Below are 21826 nucleotides of genomic sequence, written 5' to 3'. Positions count from 1 at the left end.
CGTCCCGGCACGTCCGCCGCCCCGCGGGCGCCTCAGGCGATCCAGGGCGTTCGCTTGCCGATCTCCACGTGCACGGACTTGACCTGCGTGTATTCCCCGACGCCGTACATGCCCGCCTCACGCCCCCAGCCCGACTGCTTGAACCCGCCGAGCGGCAGTTCGGGCCCGCCCGCCAGCGTGGTGTTCACCCAGAACCGCCCGGCCTGGACCCGGCGCGTGACCGTCAGCGCCTTGTCGATGTTCCTGCTCCAGACGCTGGCCGCAAGTCCGTATTCGGTGTCGTTGGCCAGCGCGATCGCCTCGTCCATCGTGTCGAAGGGAAGGATCGTCAGCACGGGGCCGAAGATCTCCTCGCGCGCGATGGCCATGTCGGGCGTCACGTCGGCGAACAGCGTCGGCGCGATGTACCGGCCGCCCCCGAGATCGAGCGCCTCGCCGCCGCAGATCAGCCGCGCGCCCTCGGCCTGTCCCCTGGCGATGTAGTCGAGGATGGTGCGGTTCTGCGCCTCGGTGGTGATCGCGCCCACCTGCGTCGCGGCGTCCAGCGGATCGCCGATGACGATCCTGGCGAACTTGTCCCGAAGCCTCTGCGCGAAGTCCTCCGCCACGGAGCGCTGAACGATCAGGCGGGAGCCCGAGACGCAGCATTGCCCGGTGTTGAAGGCGATGCCGAAGGCCACGCCGTCGGCCGCATCCTCGAGATCGGCATCGGCGAAGACGATCTGCGGGTTCTTGCCGCCAAGCTCCAGCCCCAGCTTCTTGAAGTTCGACCGGCCCGCCGCCTCGACCACGCGCCGTCCCACCGCGGTCGAGCCGGTGAAGGACAGCATGTCGACGCGCGGATGCTCGATCAGCGCCTGCCCGATGGTGGAGCCGGACCCCGTGACCACGTTCATGCAGCCGGCGGGCAATCCCGCCTCGGCCAGGATCCCGGCAAGGATCAGCGTCGTGGCGCTGGTCGCCTCAGACGGCTTGGCGACGATGGTGCAGCCCGAGGCGAGGATGTAGGGCACCCTCTCGCACAGGATCAGGATGGGGAAGTTCCATGGCGTGATGATCCCCACCACGCCGACCGGTTCGCGCGTGACGAAGCCGAACATCCCGTCGCCGAGATTGTTGAAGCTGTCGCCGTGGAGGGAGCGCGCGAGGCCCGAGGCATACTCGAACATGTCGGCGCAGCCCGCCACCTCGCCCCGCGCCTGAGAGATCGGCTTGCCGTTCTCCAGCGTCTCCCAGTAGGCGATCTCCTCGGCCCGCTCGCGGATCAGCGCCCCGGCGCGCAGCAGGACGGCCGCCCGCGCCTGCCCGGTCAGCCCCGACCAGCGCCGGTCGTCGAAGGCGGTCCGCGCCGCGTCCACGGCGGCGTCCAGATCGGCCAAGGTGCATTTGGGGATGCGCGTCACCGGGACGTCATGGCCGGGAGAACGGCGCAGGAAGACCTCGCGCGGTCCGGCGGGCACCTCGGCGCCATCGAGGAAGAAGCCGAACGTGCGCGGCTCGGACGGCAGCGACAGCCGCGTGCTCAGGGTGTCCATGGGGTGTCTCCTTTTCTCAGCCGCGCCGGTCCAGGGCGTGCCGCCAGTCGTTCCAGCCGCCGTCGACCGAGGACGGCGCGGCGTGCCATTCGGGCATCGCAAGGCCGGTGGCGGGATCCCTGGCGGGGATGGGCAGCATCATGATCCGCTTGCAGGCCCGCCGGTAATCCTCGTCCGACAGGAAGGCCTCCTGGATGTCGTCCCAGTCGCGCCCGTCGGGATAGCCGCCGCACATGTGGATGTCGTCGGCCTGCGCGACCATCTCGTGGCTGACGCCCGCTGGCATGACGATCACGTCCCCCGCCTCGATCCGCACCCGGGTCCAGCCACCTTCGCCGACCGAGAGGGAGAACTCCATCCAGCCCTGCGCACAGCCGAGGCATTCGTGGGTGGTGGAGTGGAAATGCGCGTATTCGTAGACGCCCGGATAATCCCAGTTGTTCGACCAGCCGTTCTCGCGGAAAAGCGCCTTGATCGCCTCGGCCCCGCCGCCGGGCACGGCCCCGCGATGCACCAGCAGCGGAAAGCGGCTGTTCGGGATCCGGCCCTGGGGGACGGAGGTGTAGCTTTCGGTCGTCATCGGGTGTCCTCCTCGCCGAGCACGATCTGGGTCTTCAGGTCGCCCGGCCGGTCGTTGATGCTGTCGAAGGCCTGCTGGATCTCGTCCAGCGGGAACGCCGCGCGGGTGAAGGGGGCGGTCGTCAGGCGGCCGTGGACAAGCAGGGTCAGCGCATCGTGCATGTCCTGCCCCATCCCCGCGACCGAGCCCGCGACGGAGTTCTCGTTCAGGATCGTGTCGAGGATCGGCAGCGCCAGCCGGTCCTCGGGCCCGGTCAGGCCGAAGGCCGCGAGGTGGCCGCCCTTGCGCATCAGCCCCAGGGCCGCGGCATAGAGCGCCCTGTTGCCGACGCTCTCGATCACGACATCCGCGCCGCGCCCGTCGGTGGCCTCCAGCACCGCCTGGCGCAGCCCTCCCGGGTCCGTGACCCCGACATCGGCGCCGCAGTCCAGCGCCATCCGCACCCGCTCGGGCGAGAGGTCGGTCACGATCACCGGCGCCGCGCCGATGGTGCGCATCAACTGGACATGCAGGTTGCCCACCGGCCCCGCCCCGATCACCAGCACCGACTGGCCGAAGGTCACCTGCGCCTTGCGCGCCGCGCGGACGACGCAGGCCAGCGGCTCGGTCAGGGCCAGCACCTCGAAGGGCACGTCGTCGGGCGCCGGGATCACGAGGCGCGCGGGCACGACCATGTACTCGGCGAAGGCACCGTCCATGGTGATGCCCATCTGCCGCATCTCGGGACAGTTCAGGATCTCGTTGCGGCGGCACCAGAAGCAGCGCCCGCAGCCGATGTTCATGTCGACCACCGCCCTGCGCCCGACCTCCAGCCCCGCGACGCCCGGCCCGAGCGCCGTGATGGTGCCGGTGAACTCGTGCCCCGGCACCATGGGCAGGCTTTCGGCCGCGTAGTGCCCGTTGAAGATGTGCAGATCGGTGCCGCAGATGCCCACGCGCGCGACGCGGACCAGCGCCTCGCCCGGTCCGGGGGCCGGGATCGGACGCTCCTCGATCTCGAAGCGACCGGGCCGGGTCAGGACCGCCGCGCGCATCATTTCACGATCCGCATTTTCGAGCGGTCGATGGTCATGGCGATGGCGACGATCAGGATGATGCCGAAGATCATCTGCTGCATGGTCGCATCGACCTCGAGATAGACCATGGCGGTGCGGATCACGACGACGATCAGGGTACCGACCAGCGTATTGATCACGCCGCCCACGCCCCCGGTCAGCGGCGTGCCGCCGACGAGGACCGCCACGATGGCGAGGATCAGGAAGCCGTTGGCGAGGTTGGCGTCGCCGCCCGAGAGCTTGACCGAGAACATCAGCCCGGCGATCGCCGCGAAGCTGCCGGAGAGCGCGAAGGCGAGGATCTTGATCCGGTCCACCTTCAGCCCCGAGGCGACCGCGGCAAGCTCCCCCGCCCCCACCGCCTTCAGGGCCCGCCCGAAGGTGGTGCGGGTCTGCAGGAACCAGGCGAAGGCCAGCAGGACGCCCGCGATGATCAGCTCGTGCGGCACGCCCGCGGTGTTGCCGAACATCCAGCCGAAGCTCGCATCCCGCGCCTCGGCGTTCATCGACAGCGCCCGCTCGCCCGACAGGAACCGCGCGCCCGAGAGCGCGATGAAGCCCATCGCAAGGGTCGCCACGAAGGACGGCACGAACTGGCGCGTCGTGATCCAGCCCGATACGGCCCCGATCGCGAAGCCCGCGGCAACGCAGAGCAGCGCGACGAAGGGACCGAACTGCGCGAGATAGACGGTGGCCACCACGGTCACGAGGTTCGCCACCTGCTGCATCGAAAGGTCGATCCCGCCGATGTAGATGGCGAAGGTCATGCCGAGCGCCATGATGAACAGCGGCACGATGTCGGCCACCAGCGCCACCATGCCCGAGAGCTTGAAGAAGGCCGGGTTGACCGCGCCGACCAGCAGCACCAGCACCGCCAGCGTGATCCACGGGAACCAGGGCTTGAGTTTTTCCATGGACATGGTCCCTCCTCAGATCATGTGATGGACAAGGTCGTAGAGCGACGGCTTGTCGCCCGGCGCCATGTCGAAGCGTTTCCGGGCGACCCCGTCCCTCAGGACGAGGATCGTGTGGCTGAGGCCGATCGCCTCTTCCAGCGTGTCGGCCACCAGGACGATGCCCGCGCCCGCGTCGGACATCTCGCGGATCATGTCGTAGACGTCCTCCTTGGCGCCGATATCCAGACCGCGGGTCGGATGGTCGAGCAGGATGATGTCCGACCCGCCCGAGCGCCATTTCGCCAGCACCACCTTCTGCTGGTTGCCCCCCGACAGCCCGCCGCAGTCCTTGTGCACGTCGGGCGTCTTGATCGAGAGGCGCCGGATCCACTCCTCGGCCAGCGCCCGCTCCTCGGCGATGCGCAGGATGCCGCCCGAGGAGTACTTCTTCATCTGGCTCAGGGTCATGTTCTCGTAGACGGTCATGCCGTTGACGATGCCCTCGACCTTGCGCTCGCGCGGAACATAGCCGACGCCGCGCGCCACCGCCTCCTGCGCGTTGGTGCGGGCATAGGGCGCGCCCTTGACGCTGACCCTGCCCGACGTCGGCCGTTCCAGGCCGAAGACCGTGCGCAGGATCGCCTCGCGGCCCGCGCCTTCGGTGCCGACAAGGCACAGCACTTCTCCGGCGTGCAGGTCGAAGCTGATGTCCTCGTACCGGCCCTCGAGCGAGACGCGGTCGAAGGACAGCAGCACCTTCGACGGATCGTAGGGCTTCTGCTTCTGCTCGCGGTAGTATTCCTTGTCGATGTCGCGCCCGACCATCTTGCGCTGGATCGCCTCGACCTCTGCCGCGTCCTGCGCGACCACGTCGACCACCGCGCCGTCCTTCATGACGTAGATGCGGTCGGACAGTTCCAGAACCTCGTCCATCCGGTGGCTGACGAAGATGAACGACGCCCGGCTGGTCAGCTCGCGCACCAGGCGGAACAGCAGCTCCACCTCCTCGCGCGCGAGCACGCTGGTCGGCTCGTCCAGCAGGATCACCAGGTCGCCGTCGATCCGCTCTTCCAGCGTCAGAACCTTCGCCAGCTCCACCAGCTGACGCTGGGCGAAGGACAGCTTCGAGGTGACGGTCGCCGGGTCGATGTCCAGCCGGACCTTGGCCAGCTGGCGACGGGCGGCGGCGTTCATCGCCTTCCAGTCGATCACGCCCCAGCGGACGAACTGCTGCTCGAACCCGAGGAAGATGTTCTCGGCCACGGTCAGGTTGGTGATCAGCGACTGTTCCTGGAACACCATGCCGATGCCGTGGTCCATGGCCTGGCGGGGGTTCTGGAAGCGCACCGTCTTGCCGCCGATGGTGATCGTGCCGCCATCGGGCTGGTAGGCGCCGTAGATCACCTTCATCAGCGTGGACTTGCCCGCGCCGTTCTCGCCCACCAGCCCGACGATCTCGCCCCGGCCGATGGTGAAGTCGACGGACTTCAGCGCGTGCACGCCGGGGAACTTCTTGTCGACCTTGTTCAGCTGATACATCGCCCCGCCCCCTATTTCACGAAGCTGATGGACTTGCGGTCGGTCGACAGGATCACGGCGAGGATCACGAGGATGCCCAGCACCCCGTCCTGCACGTACCCGGGCAGGCCGATCACCACCATGCCGTTGTCGATGACGAAGACGATCAGCACGCCGACCAGAGTGTTCCAGACCCCGCCGATGCCGCCCCAGAGGGCGGTGCCCCCGACGACGACGGCGGTGATCGAGATGAACATGAAGTTGTTGCCGGTGGCGGTCTCGGCGATGCCGATCCGCCCCACGGCCAGGAGCGCCCCCACGGCGAAGAAGACACCCGCCAGCGTGTATCCCAGGACCCTGACCCGTGCGACGTTCAGGCCCGAGGCGACGGCCAGGTCCTCGCCCCCGCCCACGGCATAGAAGTTCCGACCCAGCGTGGTGCGGGTCTGGATGAACCAGCCGAGGAGCAGGAACAGCCCGGCCACGTAGACCATCAGCGGAAAGCCGAGGATGCGCTCGGTCAGGAGCGAGCGGAACAACTCGTCCTCGATGCGGATGCGGTCGCCGCCGGTCATCACCATGGCAAGCCCGGTGCCGACGAAGCCCATCGCGAGTGAGGCCATGAAGGACGGGATCTTCAGCCTGACGTGGATCAGCCCGTTGACGAAGCCCAGAAGCCCGCCCACCAGCATCGCGAAGGGAATCGCGAGCCAGGCCCAGCTGGCCAGCGTGCCGCCCAGCCACAGGAAGCAGAAGGCGAAGGCCACCGCGCAGACCGATACCGTGCCTTCCATCGACAGGTCGATCGACCCCATGATGATGATGAAGGTCACGCCCACCGCGACCATGAGGGCGGGCGAGGCGGCGATCAGGATGCGCGCGAAGTTGCGGATCGACAGGAACCGCGGCTCCATCAGCGTGAAGATCGCGCACAGCACCAGCAGCACCAGCAGGGGCGCCCATTTCAGCAGCGCGTCGCGGCTGATCGCGGCCCGCGGCCGTGCCCTGGTCGTGACCGTGGTCGTGGATTGTAAGGTGGCCAAGACGCTTCCTCCCCGAAGCTGCCGGGCGTCCTCAGACGCCGTGGTCCCGGTGACGGGGCCGGCCGGACAGACGTGCCGCCCGGCCCCTTACCCGCGCTTACTTGTAGACGATGGGTCCGTTCGACGGCCCCCAGAAGTCGGTCCAGTCGTAGGTCGGAACGCTGTCGAGGTAGTTGGCCTTGAACTCCAGCGCGTCCTCCGGCCGCACCATGATGGTCGGGCCGTAGAATTCGCGGTGCTCGTTGGGTTCCTCGGAGGGTTTGAACGTGCCGACGGCCGCGTGATAGGCCAGCGAAGCGGTGATGCCGCCGCCCCAGTGCGGGTTGGTGAAGACGGTGGCGAGGATCTTTCTGTCCGCCACCAGCTGCACCGCCTGCGGGTTGCCGTCGTAGGACACGATCGGCATGTCCTCGATCCCCTCGGCGCGCAGCGCCTCCAGCACGCCGTAGGCGATGGTGTCGTTGGCGCAGTGCACGCCGGTGATCTCCTCGCCGTAGCGCGTCAGGAAGGCCGACATCACCTGGTTGGCCTTCTGCGTGTCCCAGTCGGCGGGCTCGGCGGCCAGCAGTTCGACGTCGGGGTAATCCTTCAGCGCGTTCTTCAGGCCCTGAAGACGCTCGATCGCCGGGTTGTTCGACGCGATGCCGCCCAGGTGCACGACGCCGCCCTTGCCGCCCATCGCCTCCAGCAGGATGCGCGCCGTCTCCTCGGCAGGGCCCTCGTCGGACCAGCTCATGTGGCTGACGTAGTTGTCGCCGAAGTCCCAGGGGTGCAGGTCGTCGGTCTTGTTCCAGAGGGTCGAGACATAGGCGTTCGCCGCCACCACGGCCTCGACCACCGGGCGCGCGTTCGGCGCGTCGTTGGTGTCGATGGCCAGCGCGAGGTTGCCGCCCGTCTTTGCCAGGATCGCCTTCACGTCGGCCAGCGACTTCTCCGAGGAGCCCTCGTTGATCAGGTGGGTCAGCGCGTCCTTGGACATGCCGAGGCTCTGCACGAAGGCCTCGCCTCCCGACACGATCTCGTTCCAGTAGGGGTTCGTGCGGTTGCGGTAGGACCAGGCGATGGTCGGGTCGGTCAGCGCCGCGCGCGCCATGCCGGGGCCGAGCGCGCCGAGCGCCGCGACGCCGCCCAGGCCGTAGGCCGACGCGAACAGGAAGTTGCGCCGGTTGATTTTCTCTTTCTCGATGAAGTCCCTGATGAACGTGGACATGGTCTCTCCTCCCTGGACGGCTTGCGGCCGTGCTCCTCAAATGCGCGTCCTGCCCCGAGTATCTTGGGATGCCGCGCCCCGATCCTGTGGGGCCCGCGCCAATTAACGCACTAAACAGTTACTTCTTTAAAGACCGAATCGTCAAGCCCCCTGAGCGCTAGGACAGACCCGCCTTGCGGCACAGGGGACGAAGACTTTGACCGCCCGTCACAATCTGGAGTAGGTGCTTGGAAACCGGATCAGGTCGAAGTGAGAAGATGGCTGCGAACACGCCCAGGAAGACCCGCGATGCCGACGCGACGCGCGCCCGCATCCTTGCCGCGGCGAAGAAGGAGTTCGCCAGGAGCGGCCTCGGCGGCGCCCGCGTCGACGAGATCGCCGACCGCGCCAAGGCCAACAAGCGGATGATCTACCACTATTTCGGCAACAAGGAGGACCTGTTCCGCATCATCCTGGAAGAGGCCTATACCGACATCCGGACCGCCGAGCAGAAGCTGGAGTTGGAGCACCTGCCGGCGCGCGAGGCGCTGGAGAAGCTGATCCGCTTCACCTGGACCTACTACCTGAAGAACCCCGAGTTCATCACCCTCGTGAACAGCGAGAACCTGCACAAGGCCCGCCACCTGAAGAAGTCCGACAAGATCGACGAACTGTTCCGGCGCTTCGTCGGGATGGTCGGCGACCTGCTGGAACGCGGCGTCGCCGAAGGCGTGTTCCGCCCCGGCATCGACCCGGTGCAGCTGAACATCACCATCGCCGCCATCGGATACTACTACCTGACCAACCGGTTCACCGGCTCGATCGTGTTCAAGCGCGACCTGATGGCGCCGGAGGCGCTGGAAGAGCGGCTGGCCTTCAACATCGAGACCATCATGCGGCTGGTCTGCGTCACCCCCTGAGGCTCAGCCGGGCGCGAGGCCAAGCGCCCGGATCGCCGCTTCGGCGCAGGCGATGTCCTCGTGGTCCTGGGCGCCGGACACGCCGATCCCGCCGATGCAGGCGCCGCCCTCGAAGATCGCGACCCCTCCCCCCCAGGCGATGAAGCGCTGCCGCGTGGACAGGCCCAGCGAAAGCGTCTGGCTCGACGCCATGCGCTCTCCGAAGGCCCTGGTCGACCGGCGCAGGGTGGCAGCGGTATAGGCCTTGTCCAGCGCGAACTCTCCGATCGGAGGCGCGACGCTGTCTGTGCGGCCGAACGCGACGAGATAGCCGAACGGGTCGCAGACCGCGACCGCGACCTCCCACCCTTCGGAACCGGCGTGGGTCAGCGCCTTCTCGACAAGGGTCTGCGCCGCCTTCGGCGTGATCTGGGGCCTAGTGTGGCTGAGGGTCATGTCTGCTGCGGGTCCTGAGGATTGAACGATTCATGGATAGGCGGCGCAGCGCCCGTCGAACAGGCGCGGACAGGAACCTGCGCCGCGGAATCCTTGCGACGACCCCGATCCTGCCGCTCCCGGCCCCGGCCGGGGAAAGCGGCACGTGCGGCACCGGCCCCGCCGGAGAGTCGGATCAGTCGCCGTAGATCGCCAAGACGGGTGCGTCGCCCTCGCGGACGCTGCCGCGGTACATGCCCTCGCAGTTGAACGGCAGCGCCAGATTGCCTTTCGCGTCCACGGCGATCACCCCGCCCGAGCCGTCGTTCGGCCCGAGATCCTCCATCACGACATGGCGCGCGGCCTCGGCGAGCGATTCGCCGCGATGGCGCATCCTCGCGGCGATCTCGGCGCCGGCCGTCCAGCGGATGAACACCTCGCCATGGCCGGTGCCGGAGACCGCGCAGGTGGCGTCGTCGGCGAAGGTGCCCGCGCCGGGGATCGGCGTGTCGCCCACCCGGCCCGGCAGCTTGGCCGTCATTCCGCCGGTCGAGGTCGCCGCCGCGACGTGGCCCGCCCGGTCGCAGGCCACCGCGCCGACGGTGCCGTGACGGCGCGCGGGATCGTCGCTTTCCTCGCCCTTCGCGCGCATCTCCATCGTCTTCTGCAGGGCATCCCAGCGGGATTGCGTGAAGAAGTAGTCGCGGTCGCCGAACTCCAGCCCGGCCGCGCGGGCCAGTTCCAGCGCATTGGGGCCGATCAGGCAGACATGGGGCGTGCGCTCCATCACCGCCCGCGCCAGCCGGACCGGGTTCTTCGGACCGAAGACCCCGGCCACCGCCCCCGCGCGCCGGTCGCGCCCGTCCATCACGCAGGCGTCCATCTCCTGCCGCCCCTCGGTGGTATAGACTGCGCCGCGCCCGGCGTTGAACAGCGGGTTGTCCTCCAGCGCGCAGACGGCGGCGGTCACGGCGTCCAGCGCCGCGCCGCCTTCCTTCAGCACCGCCTCCCCGGCCGCGAGGGCCGTGCGCAGGCCGTCCAGATAGGCGGCCTCCTTCTGTGGCGTCATCTTCGATCGCAGGATGGTTCCGGCGCCGCCGTGGATGGCCAGCGCATAGGGTCTGTCGGTCATGTCAGCCTTTCAGCCCGGCCTGTTCGGCACAGTAGCGGGCGATGTCAGCGTGGGTGGCGATCCAGCAATCGCCCTTGGCGCGGATGTGATCCAGCAGTTCGTCGAGGATGAAGGCGCGCGAGCGGTAGCCGGTGATGTGCGGATGCATCGTCAGCAGGAACAGCCCGCCCTCGGCATGGGCGCCATCGAATTCGCGGCGGAAGATGTCGAGCACGTCGGCGGGCGGCGTATAGGGACGTTGCGCGCCAAAACGGTTCATCATCAGGTAGGCCGCATCGTCGCGGATCCACTCCACCGGCAGCTCGACGATCCCCGTCGGCTCTCCCCGGTCGAGGATCTCGTAGGGGTCGTCATCGGCAAAGAGCGAGCTGTCATAGAGCAGGCCCAGCTCCCGCGCGATGGCGAGCGTGGCGCCCGAATAGTCCCAGGAGGGCGTGCGCATCCCCACGGGCCGCAGCCCCGCGATCCGCTCCAGCGTGTCGGCGGCGCGCAGCATCAGCTCGCGCTCGGTGTCGGCAGGGACATCGGTGTTGCGCTCGTGGATCCAGCCGTGCAGGGCGATCTCGTGCCCCGCCTCGGCCAGGGCGCGCTGTTCCTCGGGATGCAGCAGCGCGGCGACGGCCGGGACGAAGAAGCTGGCCTTCACGCCGTGCCGGTCCAGCACCTCGCGGATGCGCGGGATCCCCCGCCGCGCGCCGTATTCGCCCCAGCTGAGCCGGGCGACGGAAGTTCCGCCGTCGCGCAGCTCGTTCGTCTCGTGATCGCTGTCGAAGCTCAGCGCCACGGCGCAGCGCGCGCCGCCCGGCCAGCGCTCGGGCCGCAGCGACCGGCCCGCGCGCACCGCCTCGACGCGGCCGCGCCATTCCGCTTCGTCCCATTCCCACGGTTCGCTCATGCATGTCCTCCATCGACGGAAAGCACCTGGCCGCTGATCCAGTCCGCCTGAGGCGAGGCCAGGAAGGCGACGGCGGCGGCGATGTCCTCGGGCCGGCCCAGGCGGCGGCGGTGGATGCCGTTCAGCACCGCCTTCTGCCGCTCGGCCCCGAAGGCTTCCCACTGGCGGGCGGTCGAGGGGTTCGAGATGACGAAGCCCGGCGCGACCGAGTTCACTGTGATCCCGTGGGGCCCCAGTTCCAGCGCCAGCTGCCGCGTCAGCCCGACCAGCGCGTGCTTGGCCGAGGCATAGGCCTGGATCCCCGTCAGGCTGGGCCGCAGCCCCGCGCCGGAGGAGATCGTCACGATCCGCCCCACCCCGCGCGCCTTCATGCCCGGGGCGACGGCCTGGGCGCACCACATGGCGGCATCGACGTTGGCGGCGAAGATCGCGCGCCAGTCGTCCTCGCCGATCTCCTCGACCGGCCGGCCCACCTGCCCGCGCACGCCCCCGGCCGAACAGACCAGGCCGTCGATCCGGCCATGGGCCGCCTGCACCTCGTCCATCGCGGCATGGGCGCCGTCGCGGCTCCCAAGGTCGGCCGCGTGCCGCGTGACTCCCTGAAGCCCCGCCATCCCCTCCGCGTCGATGTCCACCGCGGCGACGGTCGCGCCGGACGCGATAAGCTCGGCGCAGATCGCCGCGCCGATCCCCTGCGCCGCGCCGGTGACGGCGAAGACCTGTCCGGAGAGGTCTATGCGCACAGCGGCACCAGCAGGTCGACCAGTTCGGCGGACTGGGCGCGGCGGCCGTCCTCGATGTCGTGGATCAGCTCGACCAGGCGCGCGACCACCGGCACCTCCATGCCATGGCGCGCGGCGATCACGACCATGATGCCCATCTGCGCATCGACCTCGGTCTTGCGCCTGCGCACGGCAAGGTCGCGCCAGATGCCGGAATGGGTCTTCGCCGTCTTGCGGTTGTGCGCGATCATCCGGTCCATCGCCTGCGTCATGCCCGCCGCATCGCGGGTGCGGAAGGCCTCGGGGTCAAAGCCGTTGAAGCCCAGCGGCGAGACGCCCTCGGCCGCGGCCAGCGACATGACCTCGTGGCCCAGCGCCTCGTACACGGCGCGGTGCTCGGGGCGGGCCATCGCGTCGGACATGCTGTCGGGCGTCAGCGCGGTGCAGAACAGGAGCGCACCGTATCCCATCTTGCCCCAGAGATAGCCCCAGATGTTGTCGGTCAGCACCGCGTCGGGCTCGACGATGGAGAACAGCGCGTGGATTTCCCGCGCCCGGTCGGTGATCCGCCCGTCAAGCTCGCCGATCGCCACCGCCGCGCGGTTGCCGTAGAGGATGCGCCCCGGCTCCAGCCAGTCGGCGCCGTAGTTCACGAAGCAGCCGACGGTGTTCTCCGCCCCGATCCGCGCCGCGATCACCCGCTCGTTCAGCCCGTTCTGGGCCGAGACGACATGCCCGCCCGCCGCCAGGTGCGGCAGAAGCTGCTCCAGCGCCGCCTCGGTGTGATGCGCCTTCACGGCCAGGATGATGCGGTCGTAGGTGCCCGTCACCTCCTCCGGGGTCAAGGCGGGCAGGACCTGCGTGAACTCTTCCACCGGCCCCTCGATGCGCAAGCCCTCGATGCGCATCGCCTCCACGTGCTCGGCCACGATGTCGACCATGTGCACGTCGTGCCCCGCCCGCGCGAGGTAGGCGCCGAGGATGCCGCCAATGGCGCCCGCGCCCCAGATCAGCACCGTCATGCCCAGTCGCCCTCCAGCAGCGCGCGGGTCTCGGCGACGGCGGTGGACCAGAGCCGGTCCATCACCTCGTCCGGCTTCTGGTAGACGCCGCCGTAGTTGCCGTCGCCGATCAGCTCGCGCACCCCCGCCGCCGTCCGGTCGCGCAGCTTGTCGAAGGGCACGAAGGGCTTCTGCTCCGACGGCACGCGGCGGTTGGCCAGCCGCGTCCAGGGGAAGTTCTCCATCCAGCTCGCGTGGCTCGACACCGGGTCGATCTCCTGCACGCAGGCCCAGGTCTGCGGCGCGCGCCACCAGTCGTGGAACCGGCAGCGGGCGCCCTCGTGCGCCTCCATCCACTCCATCGTCACGGGCTGCACGGGGCTGTTGCCGCCGTGGCCGTTGACGATCAGCACCCGCCGGAAGCCCGTCCTGTAGAGCGAATCGAGGATGTCGCGCACGAGCGCCGCATAGGTCGTGAGCTGCAGCGTCACGCTGCCGGGAAACGCCATGAAATAGGGGGTGAGGCCGTAGGGCACGGCGGGGAAGACGGGCACGCCCAGCGGCTCGGCCGCGTCGGCGGCGACCTTCTCCGACAGGATCGAATCGACCGAGAGCGACAGGTAGGCATGCTGCTCGGTCGAGCCCAGGGGCAGGACGCAGCGGTCGTCGTTCTCGAGGTATCGCTCGACCTCGAACCAGTTCGTCTCGGATATTCTCACGGCGCGGGTTCCTTTTCCTTCAGCTTGGCGCGGGCGACCTCGATCGCGGGCAGCAGGTCTCGGCGCACGGACTGATTGTCCGGCGTGTGGCGGTACTCGAAGGCGGTGCAGCCCTCGGGAATGTTCCTCAGCAGGTAGTCGGCGCCGGTCGCGTAGATCAGGACGTCGGCCCCGGCGATGATGCTCTCCGCGCTCTCGTCCCCGCGCACGGCCATCGCCACGTCCGAGACATGGGGCGCGAACCGCATGATCCCGGCCTTCATGATCGTCAGGAACTCGGGGAAATAGGTATAGCCCACCACACGCGCCTCGGTCGGGATCGAGGCCAGCGCGACCCGCGTCGCCTCGTTCGGGATCAGCGTCAGCTCGAAGACCGGAAGATCGGGGATCAGGGCCTGCACCTGCGGACGCAGCGTGAGCGGGGCGACGATCATGTCGACGTCGTCGGGGCGGCGGGCGGTGATCTCGGGCAGCGTGGCGGCGCGGATCGTGTCGCTGTCGTCGAGATGGGGGCGGATGCTGGCGGCATAGGCTTCGGTCGCGTCCTGGAAATTGCCGACCATCAGCAGCCGCATGGGCCGCACGGCGTCGGGCCTTGCGACGGAGAGGCGCAGCGACAGCTCGGCCGGGCCGATCCCGCATTCGCGCCCCAGCCCCACCAGTTCGGCGATCTTGCGGTCGAGAAGCCGCAGCCGCGCGGCCCCGGCAGAGTGGGCGGGCCCCGATCCGCTGACGAAGGTGCCCGAGCCGACCCGCGCCTCGATGTGGCCGGCCTCCTGCAGGGCGGCATAGACGCCGCTGACCGTGACCGGCGACAGGCCGCAGCGCGCGGCCATGCCCCGCACCGAGGGCAGGCGCGCCCCGGCGGGCAGCTCGCCGCTGGCGATGCCGAACTCGATCGCGCCGCGCAACTGCACCGAGACGGACACCGGACTGGCCCTGTCGATCGCGGTGACGATCCGGTCCAGCGCCTGCTCCAGTTGTGCCTGTGTATCGCTCATGTTGTAACACTTACCTGAAAAACAGGCTCTGCCAAGACAGAATATGAGTGAAAACCAGTCAGTAGCCAAAGATTGTACCGCTCAAACGGTGCAACCGTATCAAAACTTTCTTGACCGATCCAAATTTCCTCCCGTAGTGTTTCACCATAATGTAACACAGGGAGATGCTTTATGGCTTCTAAGACATTCCGCAGCGCGGTTGCCGCCATCGCGTTGCTGGCGGCCATGCCCGCCATGGCAGAGGACCTGGTGCTGGGCCTGCGCGCCGGCCCCGATTCCATCGACCCGCACTGGTCGACCCTTGGCAGTCAGGCCGAGGCCCTGCGCCACATCTACGACACGCTCGTGGACGTGGACGAGAACCTCCAGCTGAAGCCCGGTCTCGCCGTGTCGTGGGAAGCGGTGGACGACACCACCTGGGACTTCAAGCTGCGCGAGGGCGTGAAATTCCACGACGGCACCGACTTCACCGCCGAGGACGCCAAGTTCTCGATCGAGCGGATCCCCGAAGTGACCGGCCCGATGGCGATGACGCTCTACACCAAGTACGTCGAGAGCGTGGAGGTGGTCGACGATTACACCCTGCGCGTCCACACCAAGGGCACCGCGCCCGCGCTGCCGAACGACTTCACCCGCCTGTTCGTGGTGCCTTCGGAAACCGGCATGGAAGCCCGCAACGAGGAGTTCAACTCGGGCGAGAAGGCGATCGGCACCGGCCCCTTCACCTTCGTCTCCTGGCAGCCCAAGGGCGACCTCGTGCTGAAGAAGTTCGACGGCTGGTGGGGCGGCGATGTGGCCTGGGACACGGTGACCCGCAAGGAGATTCCCGACGACGCGGCCCGCGTCGCGGCCCTGCGCTCGGGCCAGGTCGACATGATCAACTACGTCCCGGCCTCCGACTTCCTCGCGATGAAGAACGACGGCGACCTCGAGACCTTCGTGTCCGACTCGATCTACATCCTGAACGTCCAGCCCAGCCAGGCGGACGTGCTGCCGCAGAAGGTCAAGGTCAACGGCCAGGAGATCGACGAGAACCCGCTGAAGGACGTCCGCGTGCGCAAGGCGCTGGACCTCGCGATCAACCGCGACGTGCTGGTGAACGTCGTGCTCGAAGGGCTCGGCACCCCCGCCAACCAGCTGATGCCCGAAGGCTTCTTCGGCTACACCGACAAGATCGGCGAAAAGCCCTATGACATCGAGCAGGCCAAGGCGCTGCTGGCCGAGGCCGGCTATCCCGACGGATTCGAGATCGACTTCACCTGCACCAACAACCGCGTCCCCGGCGACTCGGTCGTGTGCGAGGCGCTGGCGCAGATGTGGTCTCGGCTGGGGCTGAAGGTGAACGCGCAGGCGCTGAACGGCACCGTATTCTTCCCGGCCGCGGCCCGGAAGGAATATTCCATGGCGATGTCCGCCTGGGGCACGCTGACGGGCGAGGCCGCCTATACCTACGGCGCCATGATCCGCACCGCGGACGCCGAGAAGGGATTCGGCAACTTCAACCGCACCGACTATTCGAACCCCGAGTTCGACAAGGTCTTCGACGAGGGCACCCAGACGCTCGACGCCGACAAGCGCCGGGAACTCTACGAGGAAGCCTCCTACATCGCGATGGAGGACCGCGCCCTGATCCCGACCGTGATCCTGCAGACGGTCTGGGCCGCGGATGCCGACACGCTGAACTTCACGCCGCGCGTCGACCAGGAAACCCGCGCCTACGCGATCACCCCCGCGAAGTGATCCGCCCGTGAACACCGGGGGGCCGGGCGATCCGGCCCCCCGACCCGTCCGCGCCAGACAGGGAACGACATGCTCGGTTATCTCATCCGCAGGCTCGCTCAGGCGGTGGTCGTGGTCTTCGCCATGTCCGTCATCGTCTTCGTCGGCGTCTATGCCATCGGCAATCCCATCGACGTGCTGATCGATCCCGGCGCGACGCAGGAGATCCGCGCCAAGCTGATCGCCCAGTACGGGCTGGACCAGCCGCTCTGGCGGCAATACCTGACCTTCATCGCCAACGTGGCCCAGGGCGACATGGGCACCTCGATGGTCTACAACATCCCCGTCGTCGACCTAGTCTTCTCGCGGCTGCCCGCGACGCTGGAGCTGGTCTTCGTCTCGGTCTGCATCGCCACCTTCATCGGCATTCCCGCCGGGCTCTATGCCGGCTACCGCCCCGACGGCATCGCCGCGAAGGCGATCATGGCGCTCTCGGTCCTCGGCTTCTCGGTGCCGACCTTCTGGATCGGGATGCTGCTGATCATGACCTTCGCCGTGAACCTCGGCGTCCTGCCCTCGGGCGGGCGGGGCGAGGTCGGCTCGGTCCTCGGGATCCACACCTCGCTCGCCACGCTCGACGGCTGGAGCCACGTGATCCTGCCCGCGATCAACCTGTCGCTGTTCAAGATGGGCCTGATGATCCGCCTGACCCGCGCCGGCATGGTCGAGGCGATGCGCACAGATTACGTGAAGTTCGCCCGCGCCCAGGGCCTGACCGACCGCGAGATCATCTTCAGCCACGTCCTGCGCAACATCTCGATCCCGATCGTCACCGTCTTCGGCCTGGAACTCGGCTCGACCCTGGCTTTCGCCGTCGTCACCGAAAGCGTCTTCACCTGGCCCGGCGTCGGCAAGCTGATCATCGACTCGATCCTGCAGCTCGACCGCCCGGTGATGGTCACCTACCTGGTCCTGGTCGTCGTCCTGTTCGTCCTCATCAACCTGACCGTCGACCTGGTCTATGCCCGGCTCGATCCGCGAGTGCGCCTGAAGGGAGGGGCATGATGTCCGACACGCTCAGCCCCGAGGGCGCCACCCTCGCCACCCCCGCCGCCGCGAAGGCCGACAGCCGCGCCACGCGCCTGAAGAACTTCTGGGCCGATTTCAGCCGCTCGCCAGTGGCCGTGATCTCGCTCGTCGTCATCGTGCTTCTGGCGGCGCTGTCATTCGGCGCGCCCTGGGTGACGCCGCAGAACCCCTACGACATGGCCAGCCTCGACTGGATGGACGCCTTCCTGCACCCCGGCACCGAGGGCTCGGGCGGATATGTCCACCTGCTCGGCACCGACAACGCCGGGCGCGACATGCTCTCGGCCATCCTCTACGGTCTGCGCACCAGCTTCGTCATCGGCCTGAGCGCGGGGGCGCTGGCGCTGATGGTGGGGATCTGCGTCGGCCTGACCGCCGCCTATTTCGGCGGGCGGATCGAAAGCCTGCTGATGCGGATCGTCGACCTGCAACTGTCGATGCCCGCGATCCTGCTGGCGCTGGTCCTCGTCGCGATGCTGGGCCAGGGGGTGGCGCAGATCGTCCTCGCCCTCGTCGTCGCGCAATACGCCTATTTCGCCCGCACCACCCACGGCGCCGCCACGGTCGAGCGCGGCAAGGACTATATCGAGGCCGCGCGCTCCACCCCGCTGCCGACCCGCCGCGTCCTGTTCCGCCACCTGCTGCCGAACGTCCTGCCGCCGCTGATCGTCGTGGCCACCGTGCAGGTCGCAAGCGCCATCGCGCTGGAGGCGACGCTGTCCTTCCTCGGCGTCGGCCTGCCGCTGACCGAACCCTCGCTCGGCTCGTTGATCTCGAACGGCTTCAAGTACATTCACACGGACCGCACATGGCTTTCGATCTACCCCGGCCTCTTCCTGATGGTCACCGTCGTCGCGATCAACCTCGTGGGCGACCAGGTGCGTCACGTCCTCGATCCGAGGAACCAGCGATGAGTGCCGCGCTCGAGGTCCGGGGCCTGACCACCCGGTTCGAGACACGGAGCGGATGGGTCACGGCCGTGAACGACGTCAGCTTCTCCGTCAGCCCCGGCCGCATCATGGGGCTGGTGGGCGAAAGCGGCTCGGGCAAGAGCGTCACCGGTTTCTCCATCCTCGGCCTGATCGACAAGCCGGGCGAGATCTCGGGCGGCGAGGTGCTGGTCGACGGCACCGACCTGCGCCGCCTCTCGCCCGACGCGCTGCGCCGGATGCGGGGACGGCGGGTGTCGATGGTCTTCCAGGACCCGATGATGACGCTGAACCCGGTGCTGCGCGTGGGCGACCAGATGGCGATGGCCGTGCGCGTCCACGACCGCGTCTCGAAGCGCGCCGCATGGGAGCGGGCCCGCGAGGCGCTGGAGATCGTCGGCATCCCCGCCCCGGCCGAGCGGCTCAAGGCCTATCCGCACCAGCTGTCCGGGGGCATGCGGCAGCGCGTGGCCATCGCCACCGCGCTCCTGCACCGCCCCTCGGTCATCATCGCGGACGAGCCGACGACCGCGCTCGACGTCTCGATCCAGGGCCAGATCCTGGCCGAGGTGCGCCGCCTTGCCGACGAGACCGGGACCGCCATCGTCTGGGTCACCCACGACCTCGCCGTGGTCTCCTCCCTCGCCGACGACATCTGCGTGATGTACGCGGGCCGCATCGTGGAAAGCGGCAGCGCCGGGGCGGTCATCGCCGCACCGCGCCACCCCTACACCCGAGGCCTGATCGACAGCGTGCCCTCGCTGCATCCGCCCGGCACCCCCCTGCCCCAGATCCCCGGCGCGACGCCGCAGCTGTCGCACCTGCCCTCGGGCTGCCCGTTCCGCCCGCGCTGCCCCCGCGCCACCGACATCTGCGCGACCGAGCCGCCGCGCACGGGGAACGCCCACATGGCCCTGTGCCACCATCCCCTGACCGAAGAGGTGCCCGCATGACCCTGCTGAGCGTCGAGGGCGTGTCCAAGCGCTTCTCGAAACCCGTCGGGGCCGTGGGCCGGCTGCTCGACCGGATCACCGGCGAGAACTCCGCCGCCACGGTCCACGCGCTGACCGGCATCGACCTGACCGTGGACAAGGGCGAGGTGCTGGGCCTCGTCGGGGAGTCGGGCTGCGGCAAGTCCACGCTGGGGCGGATCGTCTCGGGCATCTACACCCCCTCGGACGGGCGCGTGACTCTGGCGGGCAAGGCGGTCGCCCGGTCCTCGGGCGGCAACGTGCAGAAGCTGACGACCGCCGTGCAGATGATCCACCAGGATCCCTTCGCCAGCCTCGATCCGCGGATGAAGGTGGGCGAGACGATTTCGGAAGGGCCGCGCCTGCACGGTCTCTGGTCCGCGGCCGAGTCCGGCGATCGCGTCCGCGCCCTGCTGGAACAGGTCGGCCTCGAAGGCGCCTATGCCAACCGCCTGCCGCACCAGTTCTCGGGCGGGCAGCGGCAGAGGATCGCCATCGCCCGCGCCCTTGCGATGGAGCCCGACCTGCTGGTGCTGGACGAGGCGGTGGCCTCGCTCGACGTGTCGATCCAGGCGCAGGTGCTGAACCTCTTCCTCGACCTCAGGAAGCGGCTGGACCTGACGGCGGTCTTCATCAGCCACGACCTTTCGGTGGTGCGCCACGTCTGCGACCGGGTGGCGATCATGTACCTCGGCCGCGTGGTCGAACTGGCCACGGCCGAGGATCTCTATGCCGCCCCGGCCCATCCCTACACGAAGGCGCTCTTCGCCTCGGTGCCGACGCTCGGCACCGGCCGCGCCGCCTTCCAGCCGATCAAGGGCGAGATCCCCTCTCCGCTGAACCCGCCGAAAGGCTGCGCCTTCCACCCCCGCTGCCCCTTCGCGGGGCCGCGCTGCAAAACCGAGGTTCCGGCGCTGAAGCCCGGGGACCGCGGACAGGTCGCCTGCCACCTGAACGACGGCGGCACCGGGGCGGAGGAGATCGCGGCATGAACGATTTCGAAACCCTCGCGGGCCGCGTCAACGACGTGCTCTGCGCCGTGAACGCGCTGCAATGGGACGCCCGGGTGATGATGCCGCCGGGCGGGGCCGAAACCCGCGGCCAGCAGATCGCCACGCTGAAGGGCATCGCACGCCGGATGATCCTTGCCCCCGAGATGGGCGCGGCGGCCGAGGCCGCGCTGGAAGCGGCGACGACCGAAACCGCCCGGCGCGCGGCGCGGGCGATGCTGGAGGCACGCGACCACCACGCCCGGATCCCCGCCGAACTGCTCCAGGCGCAGGCAGAATCCGCCGCGCTGGCCAACGCCGCCTGGGCCGAGGCGCGGGCGAAGGCCGATTTCGCGATCTTCCGCCCCTACCTCGAGCGCTCCGTCGCACTGGCGCAGCAGCAGGCCGCGGCCCTCGGCTACGACGAACACCCCTACGACCCGCTCGTCGCCCTGTTCGAACCGGGCGAGACGGCAGCGTCCCTGACCCGCCTCTCCGACCGGCTGCGCGCGGGCACCCGCCCGATCCTCGACGCGCCCCTCGGCCGCCCCGCCCCGCGGCGCGACTTCCTGTTCCGCGACTATTCCGTGGAACTCCAGCAGCGCTTCTGCCGCGAGATCGCCGCCGCCGCCGGTTACGATTTCTCGCGCGGACGGCTCGACACCACCGTCCACCCGTTCGAGATCAGCCAGACCCGCAACGACGTGCGCATCACCTCGCGCTGGAATCCGTCCTACCTGCCGATGGCGATCTTCGGCACGCTGCACGAGACCGGCCACGCGCTCTACGAGCTCGGCGTCGCACCGGACCTGACCCGCAGCGTCCATGCGACCGACCTGAAGGGCCTCTATGCCGTCGGCGGCACCAGCTTCGGGATGCACGAAAGCCAGTCGCGCCTGGTCGAGAACCACGTCGGCCGCTCGCCCGCCTTCTGGGCGCGGCACTTCGCCCGCCTGCGCGACACCTTCCCCGAGCAGCTGGGCGACGTGACCGTGGAGGAGTGGCTGGCCGCCATCACCCATGTCCGCCCCGGCTTCATCCGGATCGAGGCGGACGAGCTGACCTACGACCTCCACATCATGCTGCGCGTGCGCATCGAGATGGCGCTGCTCGACGGATCGCTGAGGGTCGCGGACGTTCCCGCCGCCTGGGCCGAGGCGATGCGCGAGGACTTGGGGCTGGAGGTGCCGGACGATGGCCAGGGCTGCCTGCAGGACGTCCACTGGTCGCACAACTATTTCGGATCCTTCCCGACCTACACCATCGGCAACCTGACCGCCGCCCGCCTCTTCGCCCGGCTGCGGCAGGACGAACGGATCGGCGCGGCGCTGGAGCGCGCGGACTATGCGCCGCTGCGCGCCGCGCTCGGCGCTCAGGTCTGGTCACACGGCCGGTCGCTGAGCCGGGCCGAGATCCTGGAGCGGGCGGCGCCCAAGATCGACGAGACCGACGCCTATCTCGCGCACCTGTCGGCAAGGTTCGCCGCCTGAGGCCCGCGGCAGCGCGCGA

21 protein-coding genes are annotated in these 21826 nt (G+C 68.9%); 7 read left to right on the top strand and 14 right to left on the bottom strand.

Features of this window, described 5'->3' with window-relative positions; genetic code table 11:
• Positions 1-32 precede the first annotated feature (32 nt).
• From A7B20_RS08190 to A7B20_RS08160, 7 genes are all read right to left on the bottom strand, one after another.
• Positions 33-1535, bottom strand: coding sequence for an aldehyde dehydrogenase family protein (locus A7B20_RS08190; protein WP_102108080.1), 1503 nt, complete (start codon positions 1533-1535; stop codon positions 33-35).
• Between the two features lie 16 nt (positions 1536-1551).
• Complete coding sequence (locus A7B20_RS08185; protein WP_102108079.1) at positions 1552-2115, bottom strand: cupin domain-containing protein; 564 nt, start codon at positions 2113-2115, stop codon at positions 1552-1554.
• Positions 2112-3149, bottom strand: coding sequence for a zinc-dependent alcohol dehydrogenase (locus tag A7B20_RS08180; RefSeq protein WP_245866718.1), 1038 nt, complete (start codon positions 3147-3149; stop codon positions 2112-2114). Before A7B20_RS08180 ends, A7B20_RS08185 begins: the two co-directional genes overlap by 4 nt.
• On the bottom strand, positions 3149-4084 hold the full coding sequence (locus tag A7B20_RS08175) for an ABC transporter permease (RefSeq protein ID WP_245866715.1): 936 nt from the start codon (positions 4082-4084) through the stop codon (positions 3149-3151). Before A7B20_RS08175 ends, A7B20_RS08180 begins: the two co-directional genes overlap by 1 nt.
• A 15-nt stretch (positions 4085-4099) precedes the next feature.
• A complete protein-coding gene (locus A7B20_RS08170; protein WP_102108076.1) occupies positions 4100-5605 on the bottom strand; it encodes a sugar ABC transporter ATP-binding protein in 1506 nt (501 codons plus the stop codon).
• A gap of 11 nt (positions 5606-5616) precedes the next feature.
• A complete protein-coding gene (locus A7B20_RS08165; RefSeq protein WP_245866713.1) occupies positions 5617-6627 on the bottom strand; it encodes an ABC transporter permease in 1011 nt (336 codons plus the stop codon).
• Between the two features lie 97 nt (positions 6628-6724).
• Positions 6725-7837, bottom strand: coding sequence for a sugar ABC transporter substrate-binding protein (locus A7B20_RS08160; protein ID WP_102108075.1), 1113 nt, complete (start codon positions 7835-7837; stop codon positions 6725-6727).
• A gap of 257 nt (positions 7838-8094) precedes the next feature.
• On the opposite strand from A7B20_RS08160, the gene A7B20_RS08155 reads away from it, so the two are divergent.
• Entirely contained in the window at positions 8095-8736 is a 642-nt protein-coding gene (locus tag A7B20_RS08155; RefSeq protein ID WP_102108074.1) for a TetR/AcrR family transcriptional regulator, read from the top strand.
• 3 nt (positions 8737-8739) lie between these two features.
• On the opposite strand, the gene A7B20_RS08150 is transcribed toward A7B20_RS08155, so the two are convergent.
• From A7B20_RS08150 to A7B20_RS08120, 7 genes are all read right to left on the bottom strand, one after another.
• Complete coding sequence (locus A7B20_RS08150; protein ID WP_102108073.1) at positions 8740-9171, bottom strand: GlcG/HbpS family heme-binding protein; 432 nt, start codon at positions 9169-9171, stop codon at positions 8740-8742.
• A 175-nt stretch (positions 9172-9346) separates the two neighbouring features.
• Positions 9347-10282, bottom strand: a complete 936-nt coding sequence (locus A7B20_RS08145) for an isoaspartyl peptidase/L-asparaginase family protein (protein ID WP_102108072.1) — start codon at positions 10280-10282, stop codon at positions 9347-9349.
• 1 nt (position 10283) lies between these two features.
• Positions 10284-11177: a polysaccharide deacetylase family protein gene (locus A7B20_RS08140; RefSeq protein WP_102108071.1), complete on the bottom strand. Its 894-nt coding sequence runs from the start codon at positions 11175-11177 to the stop codon at positions 10284-10286.
• On the bottom strand, positions 11174-11920 hold the full coding sequence (locus tag A7B20_RS08135) for an SDR family NAD(P)-dependent oxidoreductase (protein WP_102108070.1): 747 nt from the start codon (positions 11918-11920) through the stop codon (positions 11174-11176). Before A7B20_RS08135 ends, A7B20_RS08140 begins: the two co-directional genes overlap by 4 nt.
• Positions 11911-12921, bottom strand: coding sequence for a ketopantoate reductase family protein (locus A7B20_RS08130; protein WP_102108069.1), 1011 nt, complete (start codon positions 12919-12921; stop codon positions 11911-11913). The genes A7B20_RS08135 and A7B20_RS08130 overlap by 10 nt, the downstream gene beginning before the upstream one ends.
• Positions 12918-13619, bottom strand: a complete 702-nt coding sequence (locus tag A7B20_RS08125; RefSeq protein ID WP_102108068.1) for a creatininase family protein — start codon at positions 13617-13619, stop codon at positions 12918-12920. The genes A7B20_RS08130 and A7B20_RS08125 overlap by 4 nt, the downstream gene beginning before the upstream one ends.
• Positions 13616-14620, bottom strand: coding sequence for a GntR family transcriptional regulator (locus A7B20_RS08120; protein WP_245866709.1), 1005 nt, complete (start codon positions 14618-14620; stop codon positions 13616-13618). Before A7B20_RS08120 ends, A7B20_RS08125 begins: the two co-directional genes overlap by 4 nt.
• Before the next feature lie 171 nt (positions 14621-14791).
• Between A7B20_RS08120 and A7B20_RS08115 the strand changes: the two genes are divergently transcribed.
• The 6 genes from A7B20_RS08115 (at position 14792) to A7B20_RS08090 (ending at position 21807) form a co-directional block, all read left to right on the top strand.
• Positions 14792-16360, top strand: coding sequence for an ABC transporter substrate-binding protein (locus A7B20_RS08115; RefSeq protein WP_102108067.1), 1569 nt, complete (start codon positions 14792-14794; stop codon positions 16358-16360).
• A gap of 69 nt (positions 16361-16429) precedes the next feature.
• On the top strand, positions 16430-17404 hold the full coding sequence (locus A7B20_RS08110) for an ABC transporter permease (protein ID WP_102108066.1): 975 nt from the start codon (positions 16430-16432) through the stop codon (positions 17402-17404).
• On the top strand, positions 17404-18342 hold the full coding sequence (locus A7B20_RS08105) for an ABC transporter permease (protein WP_102108065.1): 939 nt from the start codon (positions 17404-17406) through the stop codon (positions 18340-18342). Before A7B20_RS08110 ends, A7B20_RS08105 begins: the two co-directional genes overlap by 1 nt.
• On the top strand, positions 18339-19310 hold the full coding sequence (locus tag A7B20_RS08100) for an ABC transporter ATP-binding protein (protein WP_102108064.1): 972 nt from the start codon (positions 18339-18341) through the stop codon (positions 19308-19310). The genes A7B20_RS08105 and A7B20_RS08100 overlap by 4 nt, the downstream gene beginning before the upstream one ends.
• Entirely contained in the window at positions 19307-20320 is a 1014-nt protein-coding gene (locus tag A7B20_RS08095) for an ABC transporter ATP-binding protein (RefSeq protein ID WP_102108063.1), read from the top strand. The genes A7B20_RS08100 and A7B20_RS08095 overlap by 4 nt, the downstream gene beginning before the upstream one ends.
• A complete protein-coding gene (locus tag A7B20_RS08090) occupies positions 20317-21807 on the top strand; it encodes a carboxypeptidase M32 (protein ID WP_102108062.1) in 1491 nt (496 codons plus the stop codon). The genes A7B20_RS08095 and A7B20_RS08090 overlap by 4 nt, the downstream gene beginning before the upstream one ends.
• The last annotated feature ends 19 nt before the right edge of the window (positions 21808-21826 follow it).

This window comes from Oceaniglobus roseus, from assembly GCF_002869745.1.
In the GTDB taxonomy this organism is placed as follows: Bacteria; Pseudomonadota; Alphaproteobacteria; order Rhodobacterales; family Rhodobacteraceae; genus Oceaniglobus; species Oceaniglobus roseus.
The sequence above is the reverse complement of the archived record's forward strand: the minus strand, read 5'-3'. Positions and strand labels throughout refer to the sequence as shown.